The 22,758-nt window shown below is 69.1% G+C and carries 26 protein-coding genes; 15 read left to right on the top strand and 11 right to left on the bottom strand.

Features of this window, described 5'->3' with window-relative positions; genetic code table 11:
- Window positions 1–211, bottom strand: a 211-nt coding sequence (locus tag E1218_RS25115; RefSeq protein WP_132324268.1) for a helix-turn-helix domain-containing protein, incomplete at its 3' end; no start/stop codon positions are given.
- A gap of 307 nt (window positions 212–518) precedes the next feature.
- Here E1218_RS25115 and E1218_RS25110 point away from each other — a divergent pair.
- The 5 genes from E1218_RS25110 to E1218_RS25090 are packed head-to-tail and all read left to right on the top strand — an operon-like array spanning window position 519 to window position 4,568.
- Complete coding sequence (locus E1218_RS25110) at window positions 519–1,352, top strand: helix-turn-helix domain-containing protein (protein WP_132324266.1); 834 nt, start codon at window positions 519–521, stop codon at window positions 1,350–1,352.
- Between the two features lie 54 nt (window positions 1,353–1,406).
- Window positions 1,407–2,642: an FAD-binding oxidoreductase gene (locus tag E1218_RS25105; RefSeq protein WP_132324264.1), complete on the top strand. Its 1,236-nt coding sequence runs from the start codon at window positions 1,407–1,409 to the stop codon at window positions 2,640–2,642.
- A 20-nt stretch (window positions 2,643–2,662) separates the two neighbouring features.
- Window positions 2,663–3,259, top strand: a complete 597-nt coding sequence (locus E1218_RS25100; RefSeq protein WP_132324262.1) for a dihydrofolate reductase family protein — start codon at window positions 2,663–2,665, stop codon at window positions 3,257–3,259.
- The gene (locus E1218_RS25095; RefSeq protein ID WP_132324260.1) at window positions 3,256–4,176 is read left to right on the top strand and encodes an NAD-dependent epimerase/dehydratase family protein; all 921 of its coding nucleotides are present in this window, start codon (window positions 3,256–3,258) and stop codon (window positions 4,174–4,176) included. Before E1218_RS25100 ends, E1218_RS25095 begins: the two co-directional genes overlap by 4 nt.
- Window positions 4,177–4,187: 11 nt before the next feature.
- On the top strand, window positions 4,188–4,568 hold the full coding sequence (locus E1218_RS25090) for a PPOX class F420-dependent oxidoreductase (RefSeq protein ID WP_132324258.1): 381 nt from the start codon (window positions 4,188–4,190) through the stop codon (window positions 4,566–4,568).
- Window positions 4,569–4,843: 275 nt separating this feature from the next.
- Here the strand turns inward: E1218_RS25090 and dusB are convergent, their stop codons facing one another.
- The 6 genes from dusB to E1218_RS25060 all read right to left on the bottom strand — a co-directional run bounded on the left by dusB (window position 4,844) and on the right by E1218_RS25060 (window position 9,626).
- A complete protein-coding gene (gene dusB / locus E1218_RS25085) occupies window positions 4,844–5,914 on the bottom strand; it encodes a tRNA dihydrouridine synthase DusB (protein ID WP_233712449.1) in 1,071 nt (356 codons plus the stop codon).
- 83 nt (window positions 5,915–5,997) lie between these two features.
- Complete coding sequence (locus tag E1218_RS25080; RefSeq protein WP_233712448.1) at window positions 5,998–6,687, bottom strand: hypothetical protein; 690 nt, start codon at window positions 6,685–6,687, stop codon at window positions 5,998–6,000.
- 2 nt (window positions 6,688–6,689) lie between these two features.
- Window positions 6,690–8,075 carry a glycine--tRNA ligase gene (locus tag E1218_RS25075; RefSeq protein WP_132324256.1) on the bottom strand — a complete coding sequence of 462 codons (1,386 nt, stop codon included), beginning with the start codon at window positions 8,073–8,075 and terminating at the stop codon, window positions 6,690–6,692.
- A 91-nt stretch (window positions 8,076–8,166) separates the two neighbouring features.
- Window positions 8,167–8,457, bottom strand: coding sequence for an antibiotic biosynthesis monooxygenase family protein (locus tag E1218_RS25070; protein WP_132324254.1), 291 nt, complete (start codon window positions 8,455–8,457; stop codon window positions 8,167–8,169).
- Window positions 8,458–8,730: 273 nt separating this feature from the next.
- Window positions 8,731–9,135 (bottom strand): hypothetical protein, encoded by a 405-nt coding sequence (locus E1218_RS25065; protein WP_132324252.1) that lies wholly within the window; start codon window positions 9,133–9,135, stop codon window positions 8,731–8,733.
- Window positions 9,132–9,626, bottom strand: coding sequence for a hypothetical protein (locus E1218_RS25060; protein WP_132324250.1), 495 nt, complete (start codon window positions 9,624–9,626; stop codon window positions 9,132–9,134). Before E1218_RS25060 ends, E1218_RS25065 begins: the two co-directional genes overlap by 4 nt.
- A gap of 76 nt (window positions 9,627–9,702) precedes the next feature.
- On the opposite strand from E1218_RS25060, the gene E1218_RS25055 reads away from it, so the two are divergent.
- Complete coding sequence (locus E1218_RS25055) at window positions 9,703–10,011, top strand: DUF6703 family protein (RefSeq protein WP_132324248.1); 309 nt, start codon at window positions 9,703–9,705, stop codon at window positions 10,009–10,011.
- Between the two features lie 131 nt (window positions 10,012–10,142).
- Here the strand turns inward: E1218_RS25055 and eboE are convergent, their stop codons facing one another.
- Both eboE and E1218_RS25045 read right to left on the bottom strand, forming a co-directional pair.
- Window positions 10,143–11,297, bottom strand: coding sequence for a metabolite traffic protein EboE (gene eboE, locus E1218_RS25050; RefSeq protein WP_132324246.1), 1,155 nt, complete (start codon window positions 11,295–11,297; stop codon window positions 10,143–10,145).
- A 126-nt stretch (window positions 11,298–11,423) separates the two neighbouring features.
- Window positions 11,424–12,719 carry a YibE/F family protein gene (locus E1218_RS25045; RefSeq protein WP_132324244.1) on the bottom strand — a complete coding sequence of 432 codons (1,296 nt, stop codon included), beginning with the start codon at window positions 12,717–12,719 and terminating at the stop codon, window positions 11,424–11,426.
- Window positions 12,720–12,771: 52 nt separating this feature from the next.
- On the opposite strand from E1218_RS25045, the gene E1218_RS25040 reads away from it, so the two are divergent.
- From E1218_RS25040 to E1218_RS25020, 5 genes are all read left to right on the top strand, one after another.
- Window positions 12,772–13,845, top strand: coding sequence for a metal ABC transporter substrate-binding protein (locus tag E1218_RS25040; RefSeq protein WP_132324242.1), 1,074 nt, complete (start codon window positions 12,772–12,774; stop codon window positions 13,843–13,845).
- A complete protein-coding gene (locus E1218_RS25035) occupies window positions 13,842–14,597 on the top strand; it encodes a metal ABC transporter ATP-binding protein (RefSeq protein WP_132324240.1) in 756 nt (251 codons plus the stop codon). Before E1218_RS25040 ends, E1218_RS25035 begins: the two co-directional genes overlap by 4 nt.
- Complete coding sequence (locus E1218_RS25030; RefSeq protein WP_132324238.1) at window positions 14,594–15,598, top strand: metal ABC transporter permease; 1,005 nt, start codon at window positions 14,594–14,596, stop codon at window positions 15,596–15,598. Before E1218_RS25035 ends, E1218_RS25030 begins: the two co-directional genes overlap by 4 nt.
- Before the next feature lie 69 nt (window positions 15,599–15,667).
- The gene (locus E1218_RS25025) at window positions 15,668–16,060 is read left to right on the top strand and encodes a Fur family transcriptional regulator (protein ID WP_132324236.1); all 393 of its coding nucleotides are present in this window, start codon (window positions 15,668–15,670) and stop codon (window positions 16,058–16,060) included.
- Between the two features lie 103 nt (window positions 16,061–16,163).
- Window positions 16,164–16,658 carry a GNAT family N-acetyltransferase gene (locus E1218_RS25020; protein WP_132324234.1) on the top strand — a complete coding sequence of 165 codons (495 nt, stop codon included), beginning with the start codon at window positions 16,164–16,166 and terminating at the stop codon, window positions 16,656–16,658.
- On the opposite strand, the gene E1218_RS25015 is transcribed toward E1218_RS25020, so the two are convergent.
- Window positions 16,655–17,749, bottom strand: a complete 1,095-nt coding sequence (locus E1218_RS25015; RefSeq protein WP_132324232.1) for an S-(hydroxymethyl)mycothiol dehydrogenase — start codon at window positions 17,747–17,749, stop codon at window positions 16,655–16,657. The genes E1218_RS25020 and E1218_RS25015 overlap by 4 nt on opposite strands.
- Before the next feature lie 357 nt (window positions 17,750–18,106).
- Here E1218_RS25015 and E1218_RS25010 point away from each other — a divergent pair, with 357 nt between their 5' ends.
- The 4 genes from E1218_RS25010 to E1218_RS24995 are packed head-to-tail and all read left to right on the top strand — an operon-like array spanning window position 18,107 to window position 21,639.
- A complete protein-coding gene (locus E1218_RS25010; protein ID WP_456074180.1) occupies window positions 18,107–18,952 on the top strand; it encodes an ABC transporter ATP-binding protein in 846 nt (281 codons plus the stop codon).
- Window positions 18,949–19,758 carry an ABC transporter permease gene (locus E1218_RS25005; RefSeq protein WP_233712447.1) on the top strand — a complete coding sequence of 270 codons (810 nt, stop codon included), beginning with the start codon at window positions 18,949–18,951 and terminating at the stop codon, window positions 19,756–19,758. Before E1218_RS25010 ends, E1218_RS25005 begins: the two co-directional genes overlap by 4 nt.
- A 34-nt stretch (window positions 19,759–19,792) precedes the next feature.
- Entirely contained in the window at window positions 19,793–20,998 is a 1,206-nt protein-coding gene (locus E1218_RS25000) for a sensor histidine kinase (protein ID WP_233712446.1), read from the top strand.
- Window positions 20,995–21,639, top strand: coding sequence for a response regulator (locus E1218_RS24995; protein ID WP_132324228.1), 645 nt, complete (start codon window positions 20,995–20,997; stop codon window positions 21,637–21,639). Before E1218_RS25000 ends, E1218_RS24995 begins: the two co-directional genes overlap by 4 nt.
- Before the next feature lie 55 nt (window positions 21,640–21,694).
- On the opposite strand, the gene E1218_RS24990 is transcribed toward E1218_RS24995, so the two are convergent.
- Entirely contained in the window at window positions 21,695–22,525 is an 831-nt protein-coding gene (locus tag E1218_RS24990; protein WP_132324226.1) for an isoprenyl transferase, read from the bottom strand.
- Window positions 22,526–22,758: the final 233 nt, after the last annotated feature.

Below are 22,758 nucleotides of genomic sequence, written 5' to 3'. Positions count from 1 at the left end.
CCACCGTCCCTGCCTCGGGCGCGACCTCGGCCACCCACCCCCGGGCCAGCAGCTCCCTGGCGACATCCTCAGTGGACGCGCGGGACAACCCGGTTCTCCTGGCCAGCTCCGTCAACGTGAGCGGCCGCTCGTCCCGCAGGACACGGAGGACGCCCAGAGCGTTCAACTGCCGCAACCGCGAGAGGTCCCCGCCATCCGGCTCATCGACCATCAAGACCTCCGGGAGTCACACTCAGTCGATCAAATAATGATGGACTCCCGAATAACTATCAACACACCCGACACCTCACGGTGATCAAGGACCAGGTTCAGCCGGGTGCCCGGTACTGGCCGAGCTCCGGGCATCCAACGCCGCAGGTCGCGTGCCGATCGCAACTGGTGGCTCGGCGACGAACAGCAACGCCTCCTGTAGTACCGCAGCTCTACCGCGCCTGAACCGCGGCGGGGACGACTCTCCGGACCTGGTGAAGAGGCTTGACACGATCCCGCCGGAGCGTTTCAGTGCGAGAGTGGCGGCGGTGGAGTCGTATCGCGAGCGCTTGCCGGTCCCGGGGCTGGCGGGAGTGGTCCGGACTGTGTGGATCCAGTGCACCGGACCGACCGAGCACGTCCACCGGCACCTGCCCTCCGGCGGCGTCGAGATCCACTTCCCGATCGGTGGCCACCCGCAACTGCTCGGCCCGTTGACCGGACCGGCGATCGAGATCACCCCGGCGAACACCACTCTCGTCGGCGTACGCTTCCATCCCGGGACGGCGCCACCGCTACCGGCCATGCTCGACGACCTCGTGGATCAGCAGGTGAGCCTGAGCGAACTGTGGGGGCAGACGGCAGACCGGCTCGTCGAGGCCATGGCTCAGGCAACGACACCCGAACGCGCGCTCACCTATCTGCAGGCCCATCTCCTGAACGAGTTCCGCACGTCGGCTCGGCTGGATCCGCTGGTGAACGAGGCCGTCCGCGCCCTGATGCCCTGGCAGCCGGTCAACATCGAACGCCTGGCCACACACCTGGCCCTGTCCGCGAGCCAGCTCCGCCGCCGCTGCCTGCACACGGTGGGCACGACACCCAAAGTGCTCCAACGGACGTTGCGCTTCCAGGGCTTCCTCGCCCTCGCCCAGGCCGGCGCGACTCCGTCCGGCCGACGCGGCGTCGACGGTGTCGCGGGCCTCGCGCTCGACGTCGGGTACGCCGACCAGGCGCACCTCAACCGGGAATGCCTCCGCCTGAGCGGTCTCACGCCGGGTCAGCTCCTCGAGGTCAACCTCGACCGCTGCGCACGCGAGCACGACCACTCCGGGTCGTACCAGCCGTTCCTCGCGACCCGTGGCGGCCCGCCGACCCGGCTCTGAACATGCACGTTTCGTTCAAGATGCGGGCGGTACGCCGTTCCTAGTCTCGAACACATGCAGGACACGGTCGAAGGACAACCCCGCCTGGTGGTGCAGTGCCGCTCGGTCGTGGATGTCGTTGCCGCGATCAAAGATGCGGCCGCGGCCGGCGAGCGTCTGGTGCCGCGCGGTGGCGGGCACTGTTTCGCCCGCCGGTCCTCGACCGACGGCGTCGTACTCGACCTGACCGGCCTCGACGCCATCACGGTGGCCCCCGACGGCATCGCCACGATCGGCGCCGGCGCCGTGCTCGGCCAGGTGTACGCCGAGTTGCATGCGTACAGTCGCGGTCTGCCTGCCGGGTGCGGTCCCACGGTCGGCATCGCCGGCCTGACCCTCGGGGGTGGGATCGGCCTGATCGGGCGCAGCTACGGGCTGACCTGCGACCGTCTGGTCGGCGCGCGGGTCGTGCTCGCCGACGGCAGCGTGGTGGACTGCGACTCCGACCACGAGCCCGATCTGTTCTGGGCCCTGCGAGGCGCGGGTGGCGGTCAGTTCGGGGTGGTGACGTCGCTGCGGTTCGACACCGTTCCCGAGCCGGTCACCACTCGGATCGAGGCGAACTGGCTTGCGCGTGACGTGGAGGAGTTGGTCGTGGCTTGGCAGGCCTGGGCGCCCGACACTCCCGACGAGCTCACGGTCAACCTCGCGATCGCATCCGAACCCGGCGTACCCGTGCAGGCGACCGTACTCGGCGCATGCCTGTTCGAAGAAGGCCCGACCCGGGACCTGCTGCAGGAGCTCAGCCATCTGATCGGCACGGCCGTTCCCTGGGAACTGCGCGGTGGTATGCCGCTGCGCGACCTGAAGCGCAGCGTCGCCGATCCGCGCGACGTGCCGGACCGTCACTCGCTCAGGATCCGGTCGGAGTTCTTCGCGCAGTCGATGTCGGACCAGGTTCTCGCCTCACTGGTGGACCAACTCCGCGCGGACCGTGTGACCGGCCGGCGGCAAGTCTCGTTCACCGCGATGGGCGGTGCCTACAACCGGATCGCCGCTGACGCAACGGCGTTCGCCCACCGTGACGAGCGCTTCCTGCTCGAGCACGTCGCGGCGCACGGCGACCCGTGGGTCGACGCCTCCTGGGCGACCGCCCATGCGGACGCCAGCGGACACGTCTACCCGAACTTCCCGGATCCGGCGCTGTCGGACGGACCCCAGGCGTACCACGCAGGAAACCAACCGCGGCTGCGGGCCGTGAAGAAGGCCTACGACCCGGGACGGTTCTTCGACTTCCCCCAAGCACTCTGATCAACCAGCGAGGGACAGCCATGAGCAAGGTCATCAGTGCCCACTCCGTGTCGGTCGACGGTTACATCACCGGTCGCGATCCCGGCCCCGGCCGCGGTCTCGGCGACGGGTCGATGCTGTTCGACTGGTACTTCGACGGAGACACGCCCAGCCGGGTGTTCGAGGGCTTCAGGCTGAGTGAGGCCAGCGCCCGGGTCTTCGACCCTGTCGCCGCACGCATCGGCGCCAGCCTCGCCGGACGCAACACCTACGACGACTCCGAGTGGGTCAAGGGCGGTGCACCGCACCCGACCGCACCGCTGTTCGTCCTCAGCCACCGGCCTGTCCCCGGGATGAGCGACGACCGTCAAACCCTGATCACCACGGGCATCGAGGACGCGGTCGCGGCGGCACGATCGGCGGCCGGCGACAAGGACGTCGGCCTGATGGGCGGCGGCGTACTGGCGTCCGCGCTGGCCGCCGGCCTCGTCGACGAGGTCATGCTGCACCAGATTCCCATCCTGCTGGGCGCGGGCCGCAGTTTCTTCCAGGAGCTTCCGGAGCACGTGAACCTCCGCCTGCTGGACGTCGTACCGGCACCCGGTGTGACCCACCTCCGCTATGAGGTGCTCCGATGATCCTCGTCACCGGTGGCCTCGGCATGATCGGCGCCCACACCGCCCGCGCACTCGTCGATCTCGGCCACGAGGTCGTCGTCACCTCGCACCGCCGCGGTGAAGTCCCGTCGTTTCTGGCCGGCGACGTCGTCGTCGAGTCCCTGGACGTCACCGACCGGGACGCATTCCTTGCCCTAGGCAAACGTCATGGGATCACCGGCATCGTCCACCTGGCCGGCAGTGTTCCCGGCGACGACCCGGTCGAGTATTTCCGCACCGACCTGACCGGCCTGCTCAACGCCCTGGACGCCGCACGAACCTGGGGAATCGGCCGGTTCGCGGTCGCGAGCAGCCTCGGCAACTACATCGGCAGGGCCGAGATCCCCTGGCACGAGGGGCTCGCGCTGCCCACCGCGGACCTGCCGCACCTGATCGTCGCGTTCAAGAAGGCCGTCGAACCGCTCACCACCCACGGTCTGCAGGACACCGACGTCCAGCCGGTCGTCCTCCGGATCGGCAGCACGTGGGGACCCCTGATGGACCCCGAGTCGCCGTTCAACCCGATCCCGCCGTACATCAGCGCCGTACTCCGGGGTGACAAGCCGCAACCGCTGTACGCCGACGACGGCGGCGACACCTGCTACGCACCGGACGCGGGCCGCGCGATCGCCCTCCTGACGATCACGGACACCTTGTGGCACACCACGTACAACGTCTCCAGCGGCCGGCCCTTCACCAACCGCGAACTCGTGGACGCACTCCGGTCGACCGTCTCCGGCAGTCGACTCGAGCTCCTCCCCGGACGCGCGGGCGGCGCCGGCGACAACCCCTATCTCGATATCACCCGACTTACCGAGGACACCGGCTTCGAGCCATCCTTCGACATCGCCAAGGCGGTCGCCGACTACGTCGCGTGGCGCGCCGACAATTCCCGCTGAAGGAGCACACCATGCTTGACCCCGTCGTTCGCGAGGTCCTCGACACCGCGTCGTTCGCACACGTCGCCACCGTCCTCCCGGACGGCTCGCCGCACAGCACCCCGGTGTACGTCGGGACACGCGGCGACCAGATCGTCTTCTTCACCGGTCCCAGGATGCGCAAGGCCCGCAACCTGCGCCGCGACCCCCGAGTCGCGCTGTCCATCGTGCCGGTCGACAATCCGTTCCAGCCCGTCGTCGTCCGCGGGCGGGTGGTGGAGTGGATCGAGGGTGACGAGGCGTGGGAGATCATCGACCGGCTGGTCGCGAAGTACATCGACGAGCGCTATCCCCGCGACGACGAGCGGATGGTGCTCGTCGTCGAGCCAGAGCACCAGAAGGTCGGCATCTGAACCGCAGGTCGACCAGGTCCGTCAACTGGTACCCCCGCCCCGAATCGTCCGCACCTCTCAAGCCCCGAGCAAGCCCACATGGAACAGGCGCCACCGGAGACGGTGACCTTCGGCGGCCGCAGTGCCCGGTCGCCAGCCCATTCGGCCCCTAGGCGAACCGCCTCAGGCCCCGATACCGGCAACGGCGTCGCCGGAGGCGGCCGATCGAACGGTCGCCGCCGCAAACGGTGTCCTTCAGCGGTCCTTCGGCGGAGGTGGTGCGGCGGGACCTTTGATCAGCCGCCGGAGACGCCTATTTCTGCGGCAGCCAGGTCGGCGGAGAGGCCGTCGGTGTCGTTCAGCCAGCCTTCGGGGAGGATCACGTGGTCGCGGGGGCTGCCCTGCCGGCCTCGGGGGGCGCCCAGTTCGGCGACGGGGAAGGGGACGGTGGGGTCGAGCTGAACCAGGAGGTCGTCCAGCTCGGCGAGGGACTCGACCATGCCGAGGGCGGCGCGGAGTTCACCGCCGGCCGGGAAGCCTTTCAGGTACAACGGGACGTGCTTGCGGAAGTCGCGGAGGCCGCGCTGCTCGCCCATCAGGTCCGCCAGCAACTCGCCGTGGCGGCGCATGACTACGGCGACCTCACCGAGGGTCGGCAGGCTGAGCGCCTCACCACCCGCGAAGGCGACCGCGAGGTCCCGGAACAGCCATGGACGGCCAAGGCAGCCGCGGCCGACGATCACGCCGGCGCAGCCGGTCTCCGCAACCATCCGCAGCGCGTCACCGGCTTCCCAGATGTCCCCGTTGCCGAGAACCGGGATGCTCACGTGGTCCACCAGCGCTGCGATCGTCGACCAGTCCGCCTGACCCGAGTACGCCTGTGCCGCCGTACGTCCGTGCAGCCCGATCGCGGCAGCGCCGGACTCCTCCGCGATCCGCCCGGCGTCGAGGTACGTCTGATGCGCGTGGTCGATGCCGATCCGCGTCTTCATCGTCACCGGTACGCCGTACGGCGTCGCGGCGTGGACCGCCGATCGGACGATCGCGCCGAGCAGGTTGCGTTTCCACGGCAGCGCGGCGCCACCGCCCTTGCGGGTCACCTTCGGGACCGGGCAGCCGAAGTTCAGGTCGATGTGCGCGACGCCGTACTGGTCGCAGAGGATCTGGACCGCGCGGCCGATGTACACCGGGTCGACGCCGTACAGCTGGACCGAGCGGACCGTCTCGCGCTCGTCGAACGTGAGCATGTCCAGCGACTTCTGGTCGCCTTCGACGATGCCGCGCGAGGTGATCATCTCGCAGACGTACAGCCCGGCGCCCTGCTCGGCGCACAGCCGCCGGTACGCCGCGTTCGTGATGCCGGCCATCGGCGCCAGCACCACGGGCGTGCCGATCGTGAGGTCGCCCAGCGTCAGCCCGGGGTGGTGGGGTGGGGATGAGATCGGCACCGTCAGGCCTTCGCCACCAGGACCTGACCGTTGCCGGAGACCTGTGCCTTGTACGGCTGGACCGCGTTCTCGGTCGTGGTGACGTCGCAGGCGATCGGCTCGCCGGAATGCTTGACCACGGCAACATCATCCATCGTGCAGGTCACCTTCGCCGCCCCGGGTGCTTCCCGCAGCACGGCGTCGACCACCTTCGCCTTCACGATCGCGACCGACTGGGAGGTGAACTTGTACGACGCCGAGTACCTCTTGGCGTCGACCGTCAGGGTGCCGCTGTAGGGCTTCCCGGCGTACGTGACCGTGCAGGTGAGCTCGTGCTTGCCGGGCTCGTCGGCCTTGTCGATGCCCGGGCACTTCACCGTCGTGGCGGCGGCCTTGCCGGCCGCGACCTGCGCCTGCTTGGCGATCGCGAACTCGATTCGCTCAGCCAGCGGGGCGTCGTTCTCCGGCTCGCCGGTCACCTTCGGCGTCGGCCACGGCTTCGACGGCGTCGGCAGCGGGGTCAGCGACGGCGTGGACGCCGTCGGGATCGGCGCGCTCGATGGAGCCGACGCGGACGGCGACGGGGGGTTGCTGCCGGCCCGCGGCTCGTCGTCCGAGCAGGCGCTGAGCGCGAACACCGCGATCGCGGACAAACCGAAGACGGTCAGTCCGAACCGCACGTGCCGAGTCGGCACGAACCGTGGCGCCGCCATGGTCAGCAGCCAACCAGGTGCTGGGCGAGGTAGCCGGTGACCTCGGTGAGCGCGACCCGCTCCTGCTTCATCGAGTCGCGTTCCCGGATCGTCACCGCCTGGTCGTCGAGCGTCTCGAAGTCGACGGTGATGCAGTACGGCGTCCCGATCTCGTCCTGGCGGCGGTAGCGGCGGCCGATCGCACCGGCGTCGTCGAAGTCGACGTTCCAGTTCTTCCGCAGCTCACCGGCGAGGTCCTTGGCTTTCGGCGACAGCTCGGCGTTCCGCGACAGCGGCAGCACGGCCGCCTTGACCGGGGCCAGCCGCGGGTCGAACCGCAGCACCGTCCGCTTGTCCACGCCACCCTTGGCGTTCGGCGCCTCGTCCTCGGTGTACGCGTCGAGCAGGAACGCGAGCACGTTGCGGGTCAGGCCGGCCGCCGGCTCGATCACGTACGGCGTCCAGCGCTCGCCCTTCTCCTGGTCGAAGTACGACAGGTCGGCACCGGAGTGCTTGGAGTGCGTGGTCAAATCGAAGTCGGTCCGGTTCGCGATGCCCTCGAGCTCGTCGAACTCCTTGCCGCCGAAGTTGAACCGGTACTCGATGTCGACGGTGCGCTTCGAGTAGTGGCTGAGCTTTTCCTGCGGGTGCTCGTAGCGGCGCATGTTGTCCGGGTCCAGGCCGAGGTCGACGTACCAGTCCCAGCGGGCCGTCAGCCAGTACTCGTGCCACTCCTCGTCGGAGCCGGGGGCGACGAAGAACTCCATCTCCATCTGCTCGAACTCGCGGGTCCGGAAGATGAAGTTGCCCGGGGTGATCTCGTTGCGGAAGCTCTTGCCGACCTGGGCGATCCCGAACGGCGGCTTCTTCCGGGCGGTGCCCATCACGTTCGCGAAGTTCACGAAGATGCCCTGCGCGGTCTCCGGGCGCAGGTAGTGCAGCCCTTCCCCGGACTCGACCGGGCCGAGGTAGGTCTTCAGCAGGCCGTTGAACATCCGCGGCTCGGTGAAGGTGCCCTTGTTGCCGCAGTTCGGGCAGGCGATCTCGGCCAGCTTGACCTCTTCGGGGTCCTTGTTCTTCCGCCGGGCGAAGTCCTCGCGCAGGTGGTCGTCGCGGAAGCGCTTGTGGCAGGACTGGCACTCGGTCAGCGGGTCGACGAACTCGGACAGGTGCCCGGACGCCTCCCACACCTTCGTCGGCAGGATCACCGACGAGTCCAGCCCGACGATGTCGTCACGACTCGTCACCATCGCGCGCCACCACTGGGCGCGGATGTTGTTCTTCAGTTCGACACCGAGCGGTCCGTAATCCCAGGCCGATTTGGTACCGCCGTAGATTTCGCCGCACGGGTAGACGAAGCCCCTCCGCTTGCTGAGGCTGACGACGGCATCGACGGTTTCCACGGGCACTTTGCGACTCCAGTAACGGCACTTTGCAACACGGAAGGGTCCAGGCTATCGGTCCGACCGGCCCCTGGCGGAATCCACGCGGGGATCGGTGCTACGGCAGCAACTCCGGCAGGTCCTCGTACGCGGTGGGTTCGTCGATCGCCAGCGACAGCAACGGCACCGCGGCCAGCTTCACCTCGTACGGTGACAATGCGCGACGATAGCTGCCGATGTTGAGCCACTCCATCGTCAACGCGATCAACTCGGGGTCGTCGACATTCTGCCCGGCGCGCGCCGCGACGAAGCCTTTCTGCTGCTGCAGTACGTCGACCGCGGCCTGCAACCGGACGGCGAACTCCGCCTGCTCGGCCTCCGCCACCCGGAACCTGATCACCACGAACACGCACTCACCCTATTCACCCCCGATCACGCCCAGGCCACCCGGTAGCCCCTGGCCGCCCAGGCAGGGCCCCTCCCCGAGCCCAGACGGCGGCCAGTCGCCGGGCGGCCGACTCGGTGGGCGCGCGCGGTGAGCTTCCGCCGAGCTGCAGCGGACGGGACGACGCCAGCGGCTGCTGGCCGGCCCAGGCGTGCGCGCTCGCGCGCTTGGCGTCGAGCTCGGCCTGGCGGCTCGCCTGGCTCCCGCCGGAGTCTGCCGGGCGGTCGCCGAACCTGTTCAGGCCGGGTTGGCGGTCGGCTGGATGACGGTCAGGCGGGCGCAGACGTGGGCGTAGATGTTGTTCGAGCCGTGCCGCGGTTTGATCGCGAGGAGCTCCCGCCGGGGCAGCTGGTCCGGGGTCTCCGGGCCGATCTCCCGGAACACCAGCCGATGGTCAGGCTTCTGTTCCGGGTCCGACTGCACGTAGCCGACCGCACAGTCCCGCAGATCCCCTTTCCCGGCCTCATACCCGAGCGCGTGATGCCCGTCGGTGGCGCCGGCGCTGAGTTGGTCGAGCTGCCGCAGAACCTGTTGCCGGAGGAACACCTTGCCGGGATCGCGCCGAGCGTCAGCCGCAAGCCGTCGCAGATCGTCGACGAACTTGTCGGTGAGCAACAGCACGTAGCTCGGGGGTGCGCTCATGACTGGTTGCCTTCACGGCGAATCTCCTCGAGGTCTCGAACGGCTTCCGGGCCCATCAGTTCAGCAATTTCGTCCAGGTTCAGCGGGCGGCTGCCTGGCAACGGTTCTGTGGTGTACCTGCGCACCGTGGGGTCGTCGATCACGCCGGGTGGGGGCTCGTCGTCGCCTCGGAGGTGGCGGTACTGCGAGGGCGACAGGACCACCGCCTCCGGCTCGCCGGATTCGCCCCAGACGACCGGCGTGCCGGAGCCAGCGCGGGCGGCCTCGAGCACGGCGGGCAGGCGCTCGGCCAGCGCGGCCGGCTCGAGCACGGTCGGCCCGACGGTGAACTTGGTTTCACCGCCGAGGTCCTCGAACTCGTCGTACGTGAGCAGCACCGCCTCGGGCACGCCCGCGCCGAAGCTGAAGGCGCGCGTGCGGCCCGCGCGGAAGCGCGCCAGGACGGCGGGCAGGTCGGCGCGGATGTCGTCTACGGAAGGCAAACCGGTCATGCCCTTGAATCTATTGGTTTCCGCACGATCGGGTCCGGAGTTATCCACAGCTCCGCGCGCCTGGAACAATGGACAGATGAGTTCCCCGAGCAGTCAGCCGGTGAGCCCGCTCCGGCAGCGGATCACCAAGATCAGTTACCCGTACGTGGCGAAGCTGCACGGGATGCCCAAGCTCACCCTCCCCGGGGTCACCCTGGTGCTGGCGGTGGCCGGAGTCTTCGCTCCGGTCCCGGTCGCCATTCCGGCGCTGATCCTGCTCGCGCTGCTGCTGTCCTGGCTCGGTTTCCTGTCCTGGCCGGTCGTCACCACCGGTCAGCGCTTCCTGCGGATCTTTTCCATCCTGATCATCGTGCTGTTCGCGGTGTCCCGGATCGCCGGCCGCTGAGCCGGGCCACACGTCCGCCGTCTCAGTGGTGGACGCGGACGCAGTCGACCAGCATGCGCGACGCGAACGGCGTACTCGCGTTCGGCGAGGCCGAGCCGGTCGTCGTGTGACCGAGCTCGTCGTCCGCGGGGTCAGCCTGAGATCTCCTCCAGCCCCAAGGCGGTCAGGCGCTTGCGCAGCCAGTCGAGCTCCTTGGCGATCTTCTTCGCCAGCGTCTCGGGCGTCCTGGGTTTCCGGGCCCACGCGTACGTCTCGGACTCGAGGTGATGCGTGAGCGGCTGACCGCAGCCCACCAGGCGGGTCAGGCAGTCCTCGAGTACGGCGTTGGTGCCGCTGAGCGGATCCGGCAACCCGCAGTGCGCCGGGATGTGCGCGTGCATCCGCCAGGCCGCATGCCCGGACAGCTGGTACGCCTGCTCGACATCGTCGACTCCGGGCCCGCACCACTCCCGCACCTGACGCAGGCACTTCGGATCGCCGAGCTCGGCCAGTCGCCGCCGGGCCGCGGTGTCCGACGGGTCGACAAGTTGCGGCGCCGCCGACAGCTGTGCCTTGACCACGTCCACACCGGCTCGCCACAACGTCTCGAACGCGTCGGCCGGTTCCTCGAACTGGACCGCCAGGTGACAGGCGTCGAACCCCAGTCCGATCCGCGACGAACCGGCGTACGGACTGGAGTAGCGGCTGAGCCAGGCGGCGGCCTGCCCGGTCATCTCCAGGACGCAGCCCGGTTCGGGCTCGACCGCGACCCGGATCCTGCGGCCGGTACGCTGCTCGGTCCGCTCCAGATGCCAGTCGAGCCGCTCGAACGCCTTCTGCGCCGCCTGGTCGCGCGCCTTCGTCCACGGCACCCTCCAGGCGAGCGGGAGGGTCGAGATCGATCCGTACGACACATCGGCCGGCAGCAACGTGGCGAGTACGTCGACCAGGTCGAGGGTGTAGCGCAGGCGTTCGGGCTCGGTCCAGTCCGGGCAGTAGAGCTTCGTACGGACGACCGCGTCCGGGAACGACGAGTGCGGGATGCCGTTCAGCGTGACCACTTCCAGGTGGTTGCGCATGAGCGCCCGGCGCAGCTTGTTGGTCGCGGCCGGCGAGTTCGCCAACCGGTCGGCCAGTGGGCTCGCGAACCACAGACCGATGCCGAGTTTCGGCACGTCCAGCTCCTGACGGACGAGCGACCCGCAGCTGTCCAGCCCGGCGATCACGCCGTCCAGATCCTCGGCCGGGTGCACGGTGGCGCTGTAGCCCAGATGGATGATCGACCCGTCCCGATGCCGGAATCGCATCCCGACCTCCTCACCCCGTCAGGGCACGGAAGGTAGTCGAGGCGGACCTTCCGTGACCCTAATACGCACTGTAGGAGCCCGATGACTCGCTGTGAAGACTTGGTTTTCCTCTCGTGACAAGGGGTTTCAGCTGCCGACGTGCTCCGGCTCCGTGGCGACCAGCTCGCGGGAACGATGGGCGACAGCCATCGCCGCGAGGGCCGTGGTCAGCGGGACGGCGGCGATGATCCCGAGGCTGCCGACCAGACCCCGGACGACCTCCATCGCCACGGTCTCGGTGGAGACGACGTACTGACCCGGTAGGCCTTGGACGGCGAACACGATCAACGTCGGCATCGCCGCACCGGCGTACGCGAGGACCAGGGTGTTGACCACCGAGGCGACGTGCGTGCGGCCGATCCGGAGGCCCGCGCCGATCAGTTCACGCCGGCTCGCGGAGGGGTTCGCGGCGGACAGTTCCCAGACGGCGGCCGCCTGGGTCACCGTGACGTCGTCGAGCACACCCAAGGCGCCGATGACCATGCCGGCCACCAGCAACCCGGTCAGGTCGAGGTCGGGCGCGAACTGTTTCGCCGCCGACGCACCTTCCGAGGCCAACCCGCTCAGCTGGGTCAGTTCGGTGAAGAACCAGCCCAGCACGACGGTCAGCCCGAGCGCCGCGATCGTGCCGGACAGGGCGATCGAAGCTTCCGCGTTGATGCCATGCGTCACGTAGAGCGCGACGGTCATGATCACCGTTCCGCCGACGACCGCGACCAGAAGCGGGTTCGAGCCCTTGAGGATCGCGGGCAGGATGAACTGCGTCAGCATCGCCGCGGTCACCGCCAGTGCGACCAGCGCCGCGAAACCTCGCCAGCGCGACAGCGCGACCACCGCGACCGCGAAGAGCCCGGCCAGCAGGAGCAGCGGTCGAGTGCGGTCATGGTCGACGTACTGGTACTTGTCGGCGATGGTCGGCGCGTCGGCCTGGACGCCGAGCATCACCGACTCCCCGACCTCGACCGGGATCGGGACCTGACCCGTCTTCGGGATCGCAACGGGCACGGATCGGCCCTTCTCCGGCCCGGTGCTCAGCTTGACGGTGGCCTCGTCGCACTGCGCCTTCGGATCGGAGCACGCCTTGATCGCAGTGACCTCGCCCCGGGCGGTCTCGGTCTGGTACGACGCGACCTTCACCCCGCCGCCGGGCCACAGCACGATCATCGCGACCACCGCGGCCGTGATCAGCGGGATCAGCACCGCGGCGACCACTATCCGGACTCGGCGGGCGACGATCGCGTCCGCGTTCACCACCGAGGTGTCCACCACGTGATCGCCGTGCCCATGACCGTGCCCGTGCCCGTGACCGGTGGGAATGGCGAGGCCCCGGCGGCGGTCGGCCCGGTGGTCGGCTCGTCTGCGTCCGACGTTGCGGCTGGCCATGGGTCAACTCCCTGTTTTGACAACCACTTCCAATTAAATGAAAATGATTGTCATGAGATCTCGTACTCGTGCTGTCATCGCCGGCGCCACCGCTCTGGCCGCCCTCACCCTGGCCGGATGCGGCGACTCGTCCGCCAGCGGCTCCGGTGGCGACAAGCTCGACGTCGTCGCTTCGTTCTACCCGCTCGAGTTCATCGCCCGCACAGTGGGGGGTGACGCGGTGAACGTGACCACCTTGACCGCCCCCGGTGTCGAGCCGCACGACCTCGAGCTCACCCCCAAGCAGGTCGGCGAGATCGCCGAGGCGAAGCTGGTCGTCTACGAGAAGGGCCTGCAGCCCGCGGTCGACGAGGCGATCGACCAGAACGCGAAGGAGACCGGCTTCGACATCGCTCCGGCGGCCAAGCTCGAGGCGACCGGCGCCGACTTCGGTGAGCACGAGGAAGGCGAGGGACACGAGGGCGAGGGACACGAGGGCGAGGGACACGAGGGCGAGGGCCACGAGGGCGAGGAGCACGCCGAGGAGAGCAGCACCCCCGCCACGCCTGCCGCCTACACCGGCACCGCCGCGCCGGCCGCACGACCCGCCGAGGCCGGCAACGAGGCGCTCGACCCGCACTTCTGGCTCGACCCGGTCCGGTACGCCGGAGTCGTCCAGGCGATCACCGACAAGCTGGTCGAGACCGACAGCGCCAACGCCGACGGGTACAAGGCCCGGGCCAAGGTCCTGCTCGACGAGGTCGGCAAGCTCGACTCCGAGTTCAGGACCGGGCTGGCCAACTGCCGGCTCAAGACGTTCGTGACGAGCCACGAGGCCTTCGCCTACCTCGCGAAGCGGTACGGTCTGACGATGGTCGGCATCGCCGGGTTCACCCCGGACGCCGAGCCGACCCCGGCCCGGATCAAGGAGGTCCAGGACATCGTGAAGGCCCAGCACGTGACCACGATCTTCTACGAGGAGCTGGTCAGCCCGAAGGTGGCCGAGACGATCGCCCATGACGTCGGCGTCAAGACCGCCGTACTGAGCCCGATCGAGGGGCTGTCGGACGCCAACTCGCAGGAGACCTACCTGACCCTGATGCGGGAGAACCTGCAGGAGCTCCGGAAGGCGAACAGCTGCGCGTGACATCACCAGACACTGCCGCGAAGGCCGTCCAGGTCGCCGATCTCTCGGTCGACCTGGGCGGTCGTCTCGTGCTGCGGGGCGTCGGCCTGCAGATCCGCCAGGGCGAGGTGGTGGCTGTCCTCGGCACCAACGGCTCAGGCAAGTCCACTCTGATCCGCACTGTCGTCGGTCTGCTCCCGGCTGCTCGTGGCGAGGTCCGACTGTTCGGTACGCCGGTGCCACGCTTCCGCCAGTGGCATCGCGTCGGGTACGTACCGCAACGCCTCACCGCGGCCGGCGGCGTACCGGCGACCGTGCACGAGGTGGTGTCGTCCGGGCTGCTGTCCGAACGACGGCTGTTCGCTCCCCTGCGCGCTTCGCAGAAGCAGGCGATCGACGAGGCACTGGAGATCGTCGACATGGCCCACCGCCGCAAGGACGCCGTCGCCGAGCTGTCCGGCGGACAGCAGCAGCGGGTGCTGATCGCGCGGGCGCTGGTGTCCGATCCTGAGCTGCTGATCCTGGACGAACCGACCGCCGGCGTCGACCTGGCCAGCCAGCAGATCTTCGCCGACGCGATCCGGGCACGGGTCGCGCGCGGTACCACTGTGGTGATGGTCAGCCACGACCTCGGTCCGATGGACGCCCTGATCGACCGTTCCATCGTCCTGCGCCGCGGCCGGATCGTGTACGACGGCCCGCCGCACGCCTCGCAGACCCACGCGCACGTCCACCACTCCCACGGCGGCGAAGAACCCGGGTGGCTGTCATGACTCTGTTCCAGCTCGAGTTCATGCAGCGGGCGCTGATCGCCGGTCTCCTCACCGGTCTCTCGGCGCCCGCGATCGGCACCTACCTGGTCCAGCGCCGGCTGTCGCTGATGGGCGACGGCATCGGCCACATCGCAATCACCGGAGTCGCGCTCGGTCTGCTCACCGGGAGTGCGCCGGTCCTCACGGCGATCATCGTCGCCATCGCCGGCGCGACCGCGATCGAGTTGGTACGCGCCCGCGGCAAGGCCAGTGGCGACGTCGCCCTCGCACTGCTGTTCTACGGCGGGATCGCGGGCGGTGTGCTGCTCATCGGCCTCGCCGGGCAGGGTGCGGCCACGCTGAACACCTATCTGTTCGGCTCACTCACCACGGTGTCCCCCACTGACCTGTACGTCGTCGTTGGGCTGGCCGTCGCCGTACTGGTCGTCGCGGTCGGGCTGGGGCCACAGCTGTTCGCGGTGTGCCAGGACGAGGAGTTCGCCCGCGTCACCGGGCTGCGGGTACAGCTGCTGAACCTGGTGATCGCCGTGATGGCCGCGGTGACCGTGACGGTGGCGATGCGGACCGTCGGGTTGCTGTTGGTCAGTGCGCTGATGGTGGTACCGGTCGCGACCGCACAGCAGCTCACTCGGTCGTTCCGCAGTACGTTCGTGGTCGCGTGTGGGATCGGCGTGGTCGCGTGTTTGGCCGGCATCGTCACGTCGTACAACGCGGATGTGGCTCCGGGCGCGACGATCGTCGTCCTGGCGCTGGCCGGGTTCGTGGTGGCGGCGACGGTCGGGACGCTGATCCGGCGGCGGCAGGGCCGGGTCGCACCGCTCGCGGACGAGGAGCCGGAGATCGGCGTACCCGAGCCCGTACCGCACGTGGTCAGCGCCGGGCACCCGCACGCGCACAACCCGAAGTGCGGGCACGCCGCCGTCGAGCACGGCGACCACGTCGACTACGTGCACGACGGGCACCTGCACGCGGCGCACGGCGATCACTGGGACGAGCACTAGCTTGATGCCTTCTGAGAGAATTGGCCGGGTTGCCGGGGCGATGACGGTGACGGAGTGACAGGAGGAACGGTGGCCATCGGAACACGCTCGACCCGTCAGCGCGCTGCGGTCGCGTCCGCGCTCGACAATCTCGACGATTTCCGGACCGCCCAGGAGATCCACCAGGAACTCCGGTCGTCCGGCGAGGCCGTCGGCCTGACCACCGTCTACCGCACCCTGCAGGCTCTGGCCGACTCCCGCGAGGTCGACGTACTGCGGACGGCGGACGGCGAGACGGCGTACCGGCGCTGCTCCAAGGGACATCACCACCACCTGGTCTGCCGCAACTGTGGGCGCACGGTCGAGGTGGAGGGGCCGGCGGTCGAACGCTGGGCGGACAAGGTCGCGGCCGAGCACGGGTACGCCGACATCAGCCACACGCTCGAGATCTTCGGCACCTGCCAGGACTGCCAGAAGGGTTGATCCCGGCCGCGCACCCAGGTGCTAAGCTGCTCCGCAGTAAGCCTTCCGCTGCCCGCGGGAGGCTTTTCTGCGTTCTCATCCCCGTTCTTCCCTGAGGAGATCCATGTCTGAGCTGGTGGTACGCCGTGCCGGTGAGGCGGACCGGGTCGTGCTGGACCGGTTGTTCCTGATGTTCCGCCACGACCTGTCGGAATTCCAGGGCCAGTTGCCGCGGCCGGACGGCAGTTATCGCAGCGACTGGCTCGAGTCGGTGCTGACCGGCGATCCGAACTGGGCGGGCTATCTGTTCCACACCGGGGAGAATCCGGTCGGCTTCGCGTTCGTGCGCGCGCTGACGGAGCCGGTGCGCGTGCTCAACAGCTTCTTCCTGGTCCGGCCGGTACGGCGTCAGGGCCTCGGACTGCGCGCCGTACAGGACGTCGTCGCCCAGCACCCGGGCCGCTGGGAAGTGGCGTTCCAGGACAGCAACGAGACGGCGGTCCGGTTCTGGCGACGGGTCGCCGGCCAGATCTCCGGGTCCGCGTGGTCGGAGGAGAAGCGGCCGATCGAAGGTGTTCCGGACGCGCCGCCGGACGTGTGGATCTCGTTCCAGGCTTAGAAGATCACCACGGATCGCAGGACGTCGCCGTGGTGCATCTTGGTGAACGCGGCCCCCACCTCGTCCAGCGCGATCGTCTCCGAGACGAACCGGTCCAGCGGGAGCCGGCCCTGCAGGTGGAGGTCGATCAGCAGCGGGAAGTCGCGGGTCGGCAGGCAGTCGCCGTACCAGCTGGACTTGAGGGAGCCGCCGCGGCCGAAGACGTCCAGCAGCGGCATCTCGAGCGTCATCTCCGGCGTCGGTACGCCGACCAGGACGACAGTGCCGGCCAGGTCGCGGGCGTAGAACGCCTGCTTCCAGGTCTCCGGGCGGCCGACGGCGTCGATCACCACGTCGGCGCCGAACCCGCCGGTCAACTCCTGGACCTTGGACACCACACCGTCGTGGTCGAGGCCCTTCGAGTTGATCGTGTGGGTGGCGCCGAGCTCCCGGGCCGTCGCGAGCTTGCGCTCGTCGATGTCCAGGGCGATGATCTTCGCCGCACCGGCCAGGCGGGCTCCGACGACGGCCGCCGTACCGACGCCGCCGCAGCCGATCACCGCGACGGAGTCACCGCGGCCGACGTTGCCGGTGTTGATGGCGGCGCCGAGACCGGCCATCACGCCGCAGCCGAGCAGGCCGGCGACCTCGGGCTTCGCGGCCGGGTCGACCTTGGTGCACTGACCGGCGGCGACCAGCGTCTTCTCGGCGAAGGCGCCGATGCCGAGAGCCGGTGAAAGCTCGGTGCCGTCGGCAAGGGTCATCTTCTGCTCGGCGTTGTAGGTGCTGAAGCAGTACCACGGGCGACCGCGCAGGCACGCGCGGCAGTTGCCACAGACCGCCCGCCAGTTCAGTACGACGAAGTCGCCAGGTTGCACGTCGGTGACACCCAGGCCGACCGACTCCACCACGCCGGCCGCTTCGTGACCGAGCAGGAACGGGAAGTCGTCGTTGATGCCGCCCTCGCGGTAGTGCAGGTCGGTGTGGCAGACGCCGCACGCCTGGACTTTCACCACCGCTTCGCCCGGCCCGGGATCCGGGATTGTGATCTCCTCGATCGAGACCGGCTGACCCTTGCTCATCGCCACCACACCACGCACCGTCTGAGCCATGCCCCGACGCTACCGGCGTGGCCCGGATCCCGTCAGCCATCCGGGCGTGGCGTCGCGTCCGCTCGCCCGGCGTCCCCTTGGCCGCGTTTCGCCTGTGTTCCCTTGGCCCGCGTCTCCCGCTGTCTGTGTCCTCTTGGTCCGCGTCCCCTGCCTGCGTCCACCTGGTCCGCGTTCGGTTGGTCTGTGTCCCCTTGGTCTGTGTCCCCTTGGTCTGTGTCCCCTTGGTCTGTGTCCCCTTGGTCTGTGTCCACCGGTCGGGGGACACGGGGTCATCCGGACGGTGCTCCCGCAAGCGGGCGGGCGCACGGGAGTCTTTGGGGCATGGGAAGCGATGAGGCTGTGAGGGTACGGGGGCTGGTGAAGCGGTACCCGAACAAGGTTGCGGTGGACGGGGTCGACCTGGACATCCATCGAGGTGAGGTGTTCGCCCTGCTCGGGCCGAACGGGGCCGGCAAGACGACGACCGTGGAGATTCTGGAGGGGTATCGCCGCGCGGACCAGGGCGAGATCCGCGTGCTCGGGGTCGACCCGGCACGGGGCGACCGGGTCTGGCGGTCCCGGCTCGGGATCGTCGCCCAGACGTCCCGGGACGAGGCCGAGCTGTCCGTCGCCGAACTGGTGCACCATTTCGCCGGTTACTACCCGAATCCGCGGGACCCCGACGAGGTGATCGCCTCGGTCGGCCTGACTGAGAAGCGCCGTACCCGGACCCGCAAGCTCTCCGGTGGGCAGCGCCGCCGCCTCGACGTCGCACTCGGAATGGTCGGCAACCCGGAACTGCTGTTCCTGGACGAGCCGACCACGGGCTTCGACCCCGAGGCGCGCCGGCAGTTCTGGACGCTGATCGAGAACCTGCGAACCGCCGGCACGACCATCCTGGTCACCACCCACTACCTGGACGAGGCCGAGCACCTGGCCGACCGGGTCGGCGTGATCGCGGACGGCCGGATGGTCGAGGTCGCGACCCCGGAGGCCCTCGGCGGGCGTGGCGCCCGGACCGCACGGGTGTCCTGGCTGTCGGCCGACGGGATGCGCGAGATCCGTACCGACGAGCCGACCGCCGAGGTCGCCCGGCTGATGGCGCAGTACGGCGGCTCGGAAGTGCCCGAGCTCGAGGTCCGCCGGCCGAGCCTGGAAGACATCTACCTGGAACTGATCGGGGCGGTCGCGGCCGCTCCGGAGCTGGAAGGAGCCGCGCGGTGAGCGCCGTACTGCCGTCGCCGATGAAGGTCGGACTGTCCCGGACCGGGCTGGAGGTCAGGCAGTTCTTCCGCGAACGGGAGCAGCTGATCTTCACCTTCTTCTTCCCGATCGTCTTCCTCGGCATCTTCTCGGCCGTGTTCAGCGGCACCGACTTCGCCGGCGGGGTCAACGCCGCCACCTACTTCACCCCCGGGATGATTGCCTCCGGCATCTTCCTGACCAGCTTCCAGTCGCTGTCGATCACGATCGCGATGGAACGCGACGAGGGCCTGCTGAAGCGGTTGCGCGGTACGCCGATGTCGCCGCAGTCGTACTTCGTCGGCAAGATCGGCCTGGTCCTGGTCACCTCGGTCCTGCAGTTCGGGTTGCTGCTCGCGATCGCCGGTCTGCTGCTCGGCGTCGACATCCCGTCCGAGCCCTCGAAGTGGCTGCACTTCCTGTGGATCTTCGTGCTCGGCACCGCCTCCGGGTCGGTGCTCGGGATCGCGTTCTCCGTCGTACCGAAGTCGGGCAAGGCGGCGTCCGCGGTGGTGACGCCGGTCGTCCTGCTGCTGCAGTTCATCTCCGGCGTGTACTTCGTCTACAGCAGCCTGCCGGCCTGGATGCGGACGGTCGCGGAGATCTTCCCGTTGAAGTGGCTCGCGCAGGGCATGCGGTCGGTCTTCCTGCCGGCCGGGTTCGAGGCCAACGAGCCGGGCGGGTCGTGGCAGCTTGGCCTCGGCGCGATCATGCTGTCGGTGTGGCTGGTCGTCGGTCTGGTCGTCGCGCAGCGAGTCTTCCGCTGGACCCGCCGAGACGCGGGTTGATTGTCGACAATCGGATGAGAGGAAGATAGACACCGTGGAACCGACGACCCGGGTGGACGAGCCGATCTGGATCCGCTCGCTGATCGGCTGGCACATCGTGTTCTGGGTGCTGCTCGCGGTGACAGTGGCCACGTCGTTCACCGAGGAGATGAGCTCGGATCGTCGGATTGCCTACACGGGTGTGATCGTCGTGCTGGCGGCGGCGTACCAGTTCGTCGGGATGCCCGCGATCACGTCGCGCCGGCGGGTTCCGTCGTACACGTACCGGATCATCCTGATCGGGTGCCTGATGGTGCTGGTCGCGCTGTATCCGCAGTCGGTGTTCCTGCTGTTCATCACTTCCGGGCACATGTGGCTGCTCAGCGAGCGCGTGCGCGAGGGGGCGGCGTTCAGCGTGCTGCTGGTGATCGCCGTCGGCTCCGGGCAACTGTGGAACGCCGGCTGGGGGTGGGACGCCTTCTGGTCGACCCTGCCGTGGATGGCGGTCAGCCTCGTCGTGAGCCTGCTTTTCGGGATCTGGATCGAGCGGGTGATCACCCAGAGCGAGCAGCGGGCCGAGCTGATCGAGCAGTTGCAGTCCGCCCGACACGAGCTCGCCGAGGCCCACCACACCGCCGGGGTGATGGCTGAGCGGGAGCGGATGGCGCGAGAGATCCACGACACGCTCGCGCAGGGTATGACGAGCATCGTGATGCTCGCGCAGACGGCCGCGGTCGAGTTGCAGCGCGGCGGGACCGACGGGGCCGCGGCCCGGTTGGCGGCGATCGAGGACACGGCCCGGGAGAACCTGGCCGAGGCGCGGGCTCTGGTTGCCGCGTTCACCCCGGTTGCGTTGTCCGGGGCAACGTTGACGGAGGTGCTCCGGCGGCAGGCCGAACGGTTCGCGGCCGAGACCGGCGTCGACGTACAGGTGTCGCTCGACCTGCCGGACGAAGAGGTCACCGCACTGCCGCAGGGTCAGCAGGTCGTGCTGCTGCGGTCCGCGCAGGAGGCGTTGGCGAACGTTCGCAAGCACGCCGGGGCGACGCAGGTGCAGATCAGGCTGGGCCTGTCCGACGACGGGGTGTGGATCGAGATCAGCGACGACGGGTCCGGGTTCACGCCGGGGGCGTCGGACGCCGGGTTCGGACTCGCCGCGATGCGCGGGCGGGTCGAGGAGTCGGGTGGTTCGGTGCAGGTGGAGAGCTCGCCGGGTCGCGGTACCCGGGTGCAGGTGTTGATTCCAGCGGAGGACGCGTGATTCGAATACTGGTGGTCGACGACCACCCCGTGGTGCGGTCCGGGCTGATCGGCATGCTCGCGGTCACCGAGGACATCACGGTGGTCGGCGAAGCGGGCGACGGCACGGAGGCCCTCGCGCTGGTGAAGGCGGCCGAGCCGGACGTCGTACTGATGGATCTGCGGATGCCACGGATGGACGGGGTGTCGGCGACCGAGGCGATCGTGTCCGCGCACCCGTCGACGCGGGTGCTGGTGCTCACGACGTACGACACGGACACCGACATCCTGCACGCGGTCGAGGCCGGCGCCGCGGGGTATCTGCTGAAGGACACCCCGCACGCGGATCTTCTCGACGGCATTCGCGCCGCGGCCCGCGGCGAGACGGTCCTGGCACCACCGGTCGCGGCCCGGCTCATGTCTCGGCTGCGTACGCCGACCGCGCCGGCGACCGCGCAACCGTCACCGCGCGAGCTCGAGGTGCTGGCAGCCGTCGCCCGTGGCCTGAGTAATGCCGAGATCGGGCGGGAGCTGTTCATCGGCGAGGCCACGGTCAAGACCCACCTGCAGCGGCTGTTCACCAAACTGGACGTCGACGACCGAACCCGGGCCGTAACAGTAGCCATCGAACAGGGGCTGCTCCCGAACCCGCGCACCAGCTGACCCCACCCCGGGCCCGCGGTCTGCCCGGGTTCTCCAGTTGGCCGGGCCGGCTAGGCTACTCGGCGATCTCGTTGGGGATCGCGCCGCCGTACCGACGGTCGCGCTGGGCGTAGAGCTCGATCGCGCGCCACAGGTCGCGGCGGTCGAAGTCCGGCCACAGGGTGTCGAGGAAGACCATCTCGGCGTACGCGAGCTGCCAGACGAGGAAGTTCGACGTACGCTGCTCACCCGACGAGCGGACGAACAGGTCCACCTCCGGGATGTCCGGCGCGTACAGGTGCCGCGCGACCGTCTGCTCGGTGATCCGGGCCGGCTTGATCTTGCCGTCGGCAACATCCCGCGCGATCGACCGCATCGCGTCCGCGAGCTCGGCGCGACCACCGTAGTTCACACAGAACTGCAGGGTGATCGTGTCGTTGTGCTTGGTCCGCTCCTGCGCGTACTCGAGCTCGTCGATCACGCTCTTCCACAACCGCGGCCGCCGCCCGGACCACACCACCCGCACACCCATCGCGTCGAGCTCGTCACGGCGCCGGTGGATCACCTCCCGGTTGAACCCCATCAGGAACCGGACCTCCTCGGGCGAGCGCGCCCAGTTCTCGGTCGAGAACGCGTACGCCGAAATGTACTTCACCCCGATCTCGATGCCGCCCTTGATCACGTCCAGCAGCGAGGCCTCCCCCGCCTTGTGCCCCTCGGTCCGCGCGAGCCCCCGCTGCTTGGCCCACCGCCCGTTCCCGTCCATCACGATCGCCACGTGCCGAGGCTCCAGCTCCGCCGGAATCCGCGGCGGCCGAGCCCCGGACGGATGCGGCTCCGGCGCCACCACCACCTTCTCCCCGCCCGACACCGCTGCACGACCCCGACGACGACCAATAGGCGACATAACCGAAGTCTCTCCCACCCGCGGCCCACGCCCGGAAACCACCCCCTGACACTTCCTGCAACCTGTGGATAACTCGGCCGACGACCACCCTCCGTATGACACCCTTACACCACCCGCACCCAGAACGGAGCCCGAATGCCCTCCCGACCGCTCACGACAGCCATCGCCACGTTCAGCGCCCTCACCGCGCTAACAGCCTGCAATGGCTCCCCCGAAGCCGGTCGCCCCAACAC

This window comes from Kribbella turkmenica (assembly GCF_004348725.1).
Lineage (GTDB): Bacteria > Actinomycetota > Actinomycetes > Propionibacteriales > Kribbellaceae > Kribbella > Kribbella turkmenica.
The sequence above is the reverse complement of the archived record's forward strand: the minus strand, read 5'-3'. Positions and strand labels throughout refer to the sequence as shown.

Bases quoted from the DNA above. Each gene is read 5' to 3' on its own strand.
- E1218_RS25105 (WP_132324264.1), top strand. From the start codon at position 1,407: ATGCAGGACACGGTCGAAGGACAACCCCGCCTGGTGGTGCAGTGCCGC.
- E1218_RS25100 (WP_132324262.1), top strand. From the start codon at position 2,663: ATGAGCAAGGTCATCAGTGCCCACTCCGTGTCGGTCGACGGTTACATC.
- E1218_RS25095 (WP_132324260.1), top strand. From the start codon at position 3,256: ATGATCCTCGTCACCGGTGGCCTCGGCATGATCGGCGCCCACACCGCC.
- E1218_RS25090 (WP_132324258.1), top strand. From the start codon at position 4,188: ATGCTTGACCCCGTCGTTCGCGAGGTCCTCGACACCGCGTCGTTCGCA.
- dusB (WP_233712449.1), bottom strand. From the start codon at position 5,914: ATGGCCGGCATCACGAACGCGGCGTACCGGCGGCTGTGCGCCGAGCAG.
- E1218_RS25080 (WP_233712448.1), bottom strand. From the start codon at position 6,687: ATGGCGGCGCCACGGTTCGTGCCGACTCGGCACGTGCGGTTCGGACTG.
- E1218_RS25065 (WP_132324252.1), bottom strand. From the start codon at position 9,135: ATGAGCGCACCCCCGAGCTACGTGCTGTTGCTCACCGACAAGTTCGTC.
- E1218_RS25060 (WP_132324250.1), bottom strand. From the start codon at position 9,626: ATGACCGGTTTGCCTTCCGTAGACGACATCCGCGCCGACCTGCCCGCC.
- E1218_RS25055 (WP_132324248.1), top strand. From the start codon at position 9,703: ATGAGTTCCCCGAGCAGTCAGCCGGTGAGCCCGCTCCGGCAGCGGATC.
- eboE (WP_132324246.1), bottom strand. From the start codon at position 11,297: ATGCGATTCCGGCATCGGGACGGGTCGATCATCCATCTGGGCTACAGC.
- E1218_RS25045 (WP_132324244.1), bottom strand. From the start codon at position 12,719: ATGGCCAGCCGCAACGTCGGACGCAGACGAGCCGACCACCGGGCCGAC.
- E1218_RS25040 (WP_132324242.1), top strand. From the start codon at position 12,772: ATGAGATCTCGTACTCGTGCTGTCATCGCCGGCGCCACCGCTCTGGCC.
- E1218_RS25030 (WP_132324238.1), top strand. From the start codon at position 14,594: ATGACTCTGTTCCAGCTCGAGTTCATGCAGCGGGCGCTGATCGCCGGT.
- E1218_RS25020 (WP_132324234.1), top strand. From the start codon at position 16,164: ATGTCTGAGCTGGTGGTACGCCGTGCCGGTGAGGCGGACCGGGTCGTG.
- E1218_RS25015 (WP_132324232.1), bottom strand. From the start codon at position 17,749: ATGGCTCAGACGGTGCGTGGTGTGGTGGCGATGAGCAAGGGTCAGCCG.
- E1218_RS24990 (WP_132324226.1), bottom strand. From the start codon at position 22,525: ATGTCGCCTATTGGTCGTCGTCGGGGTCGTGCAGCGGTGTCGGGCGGG.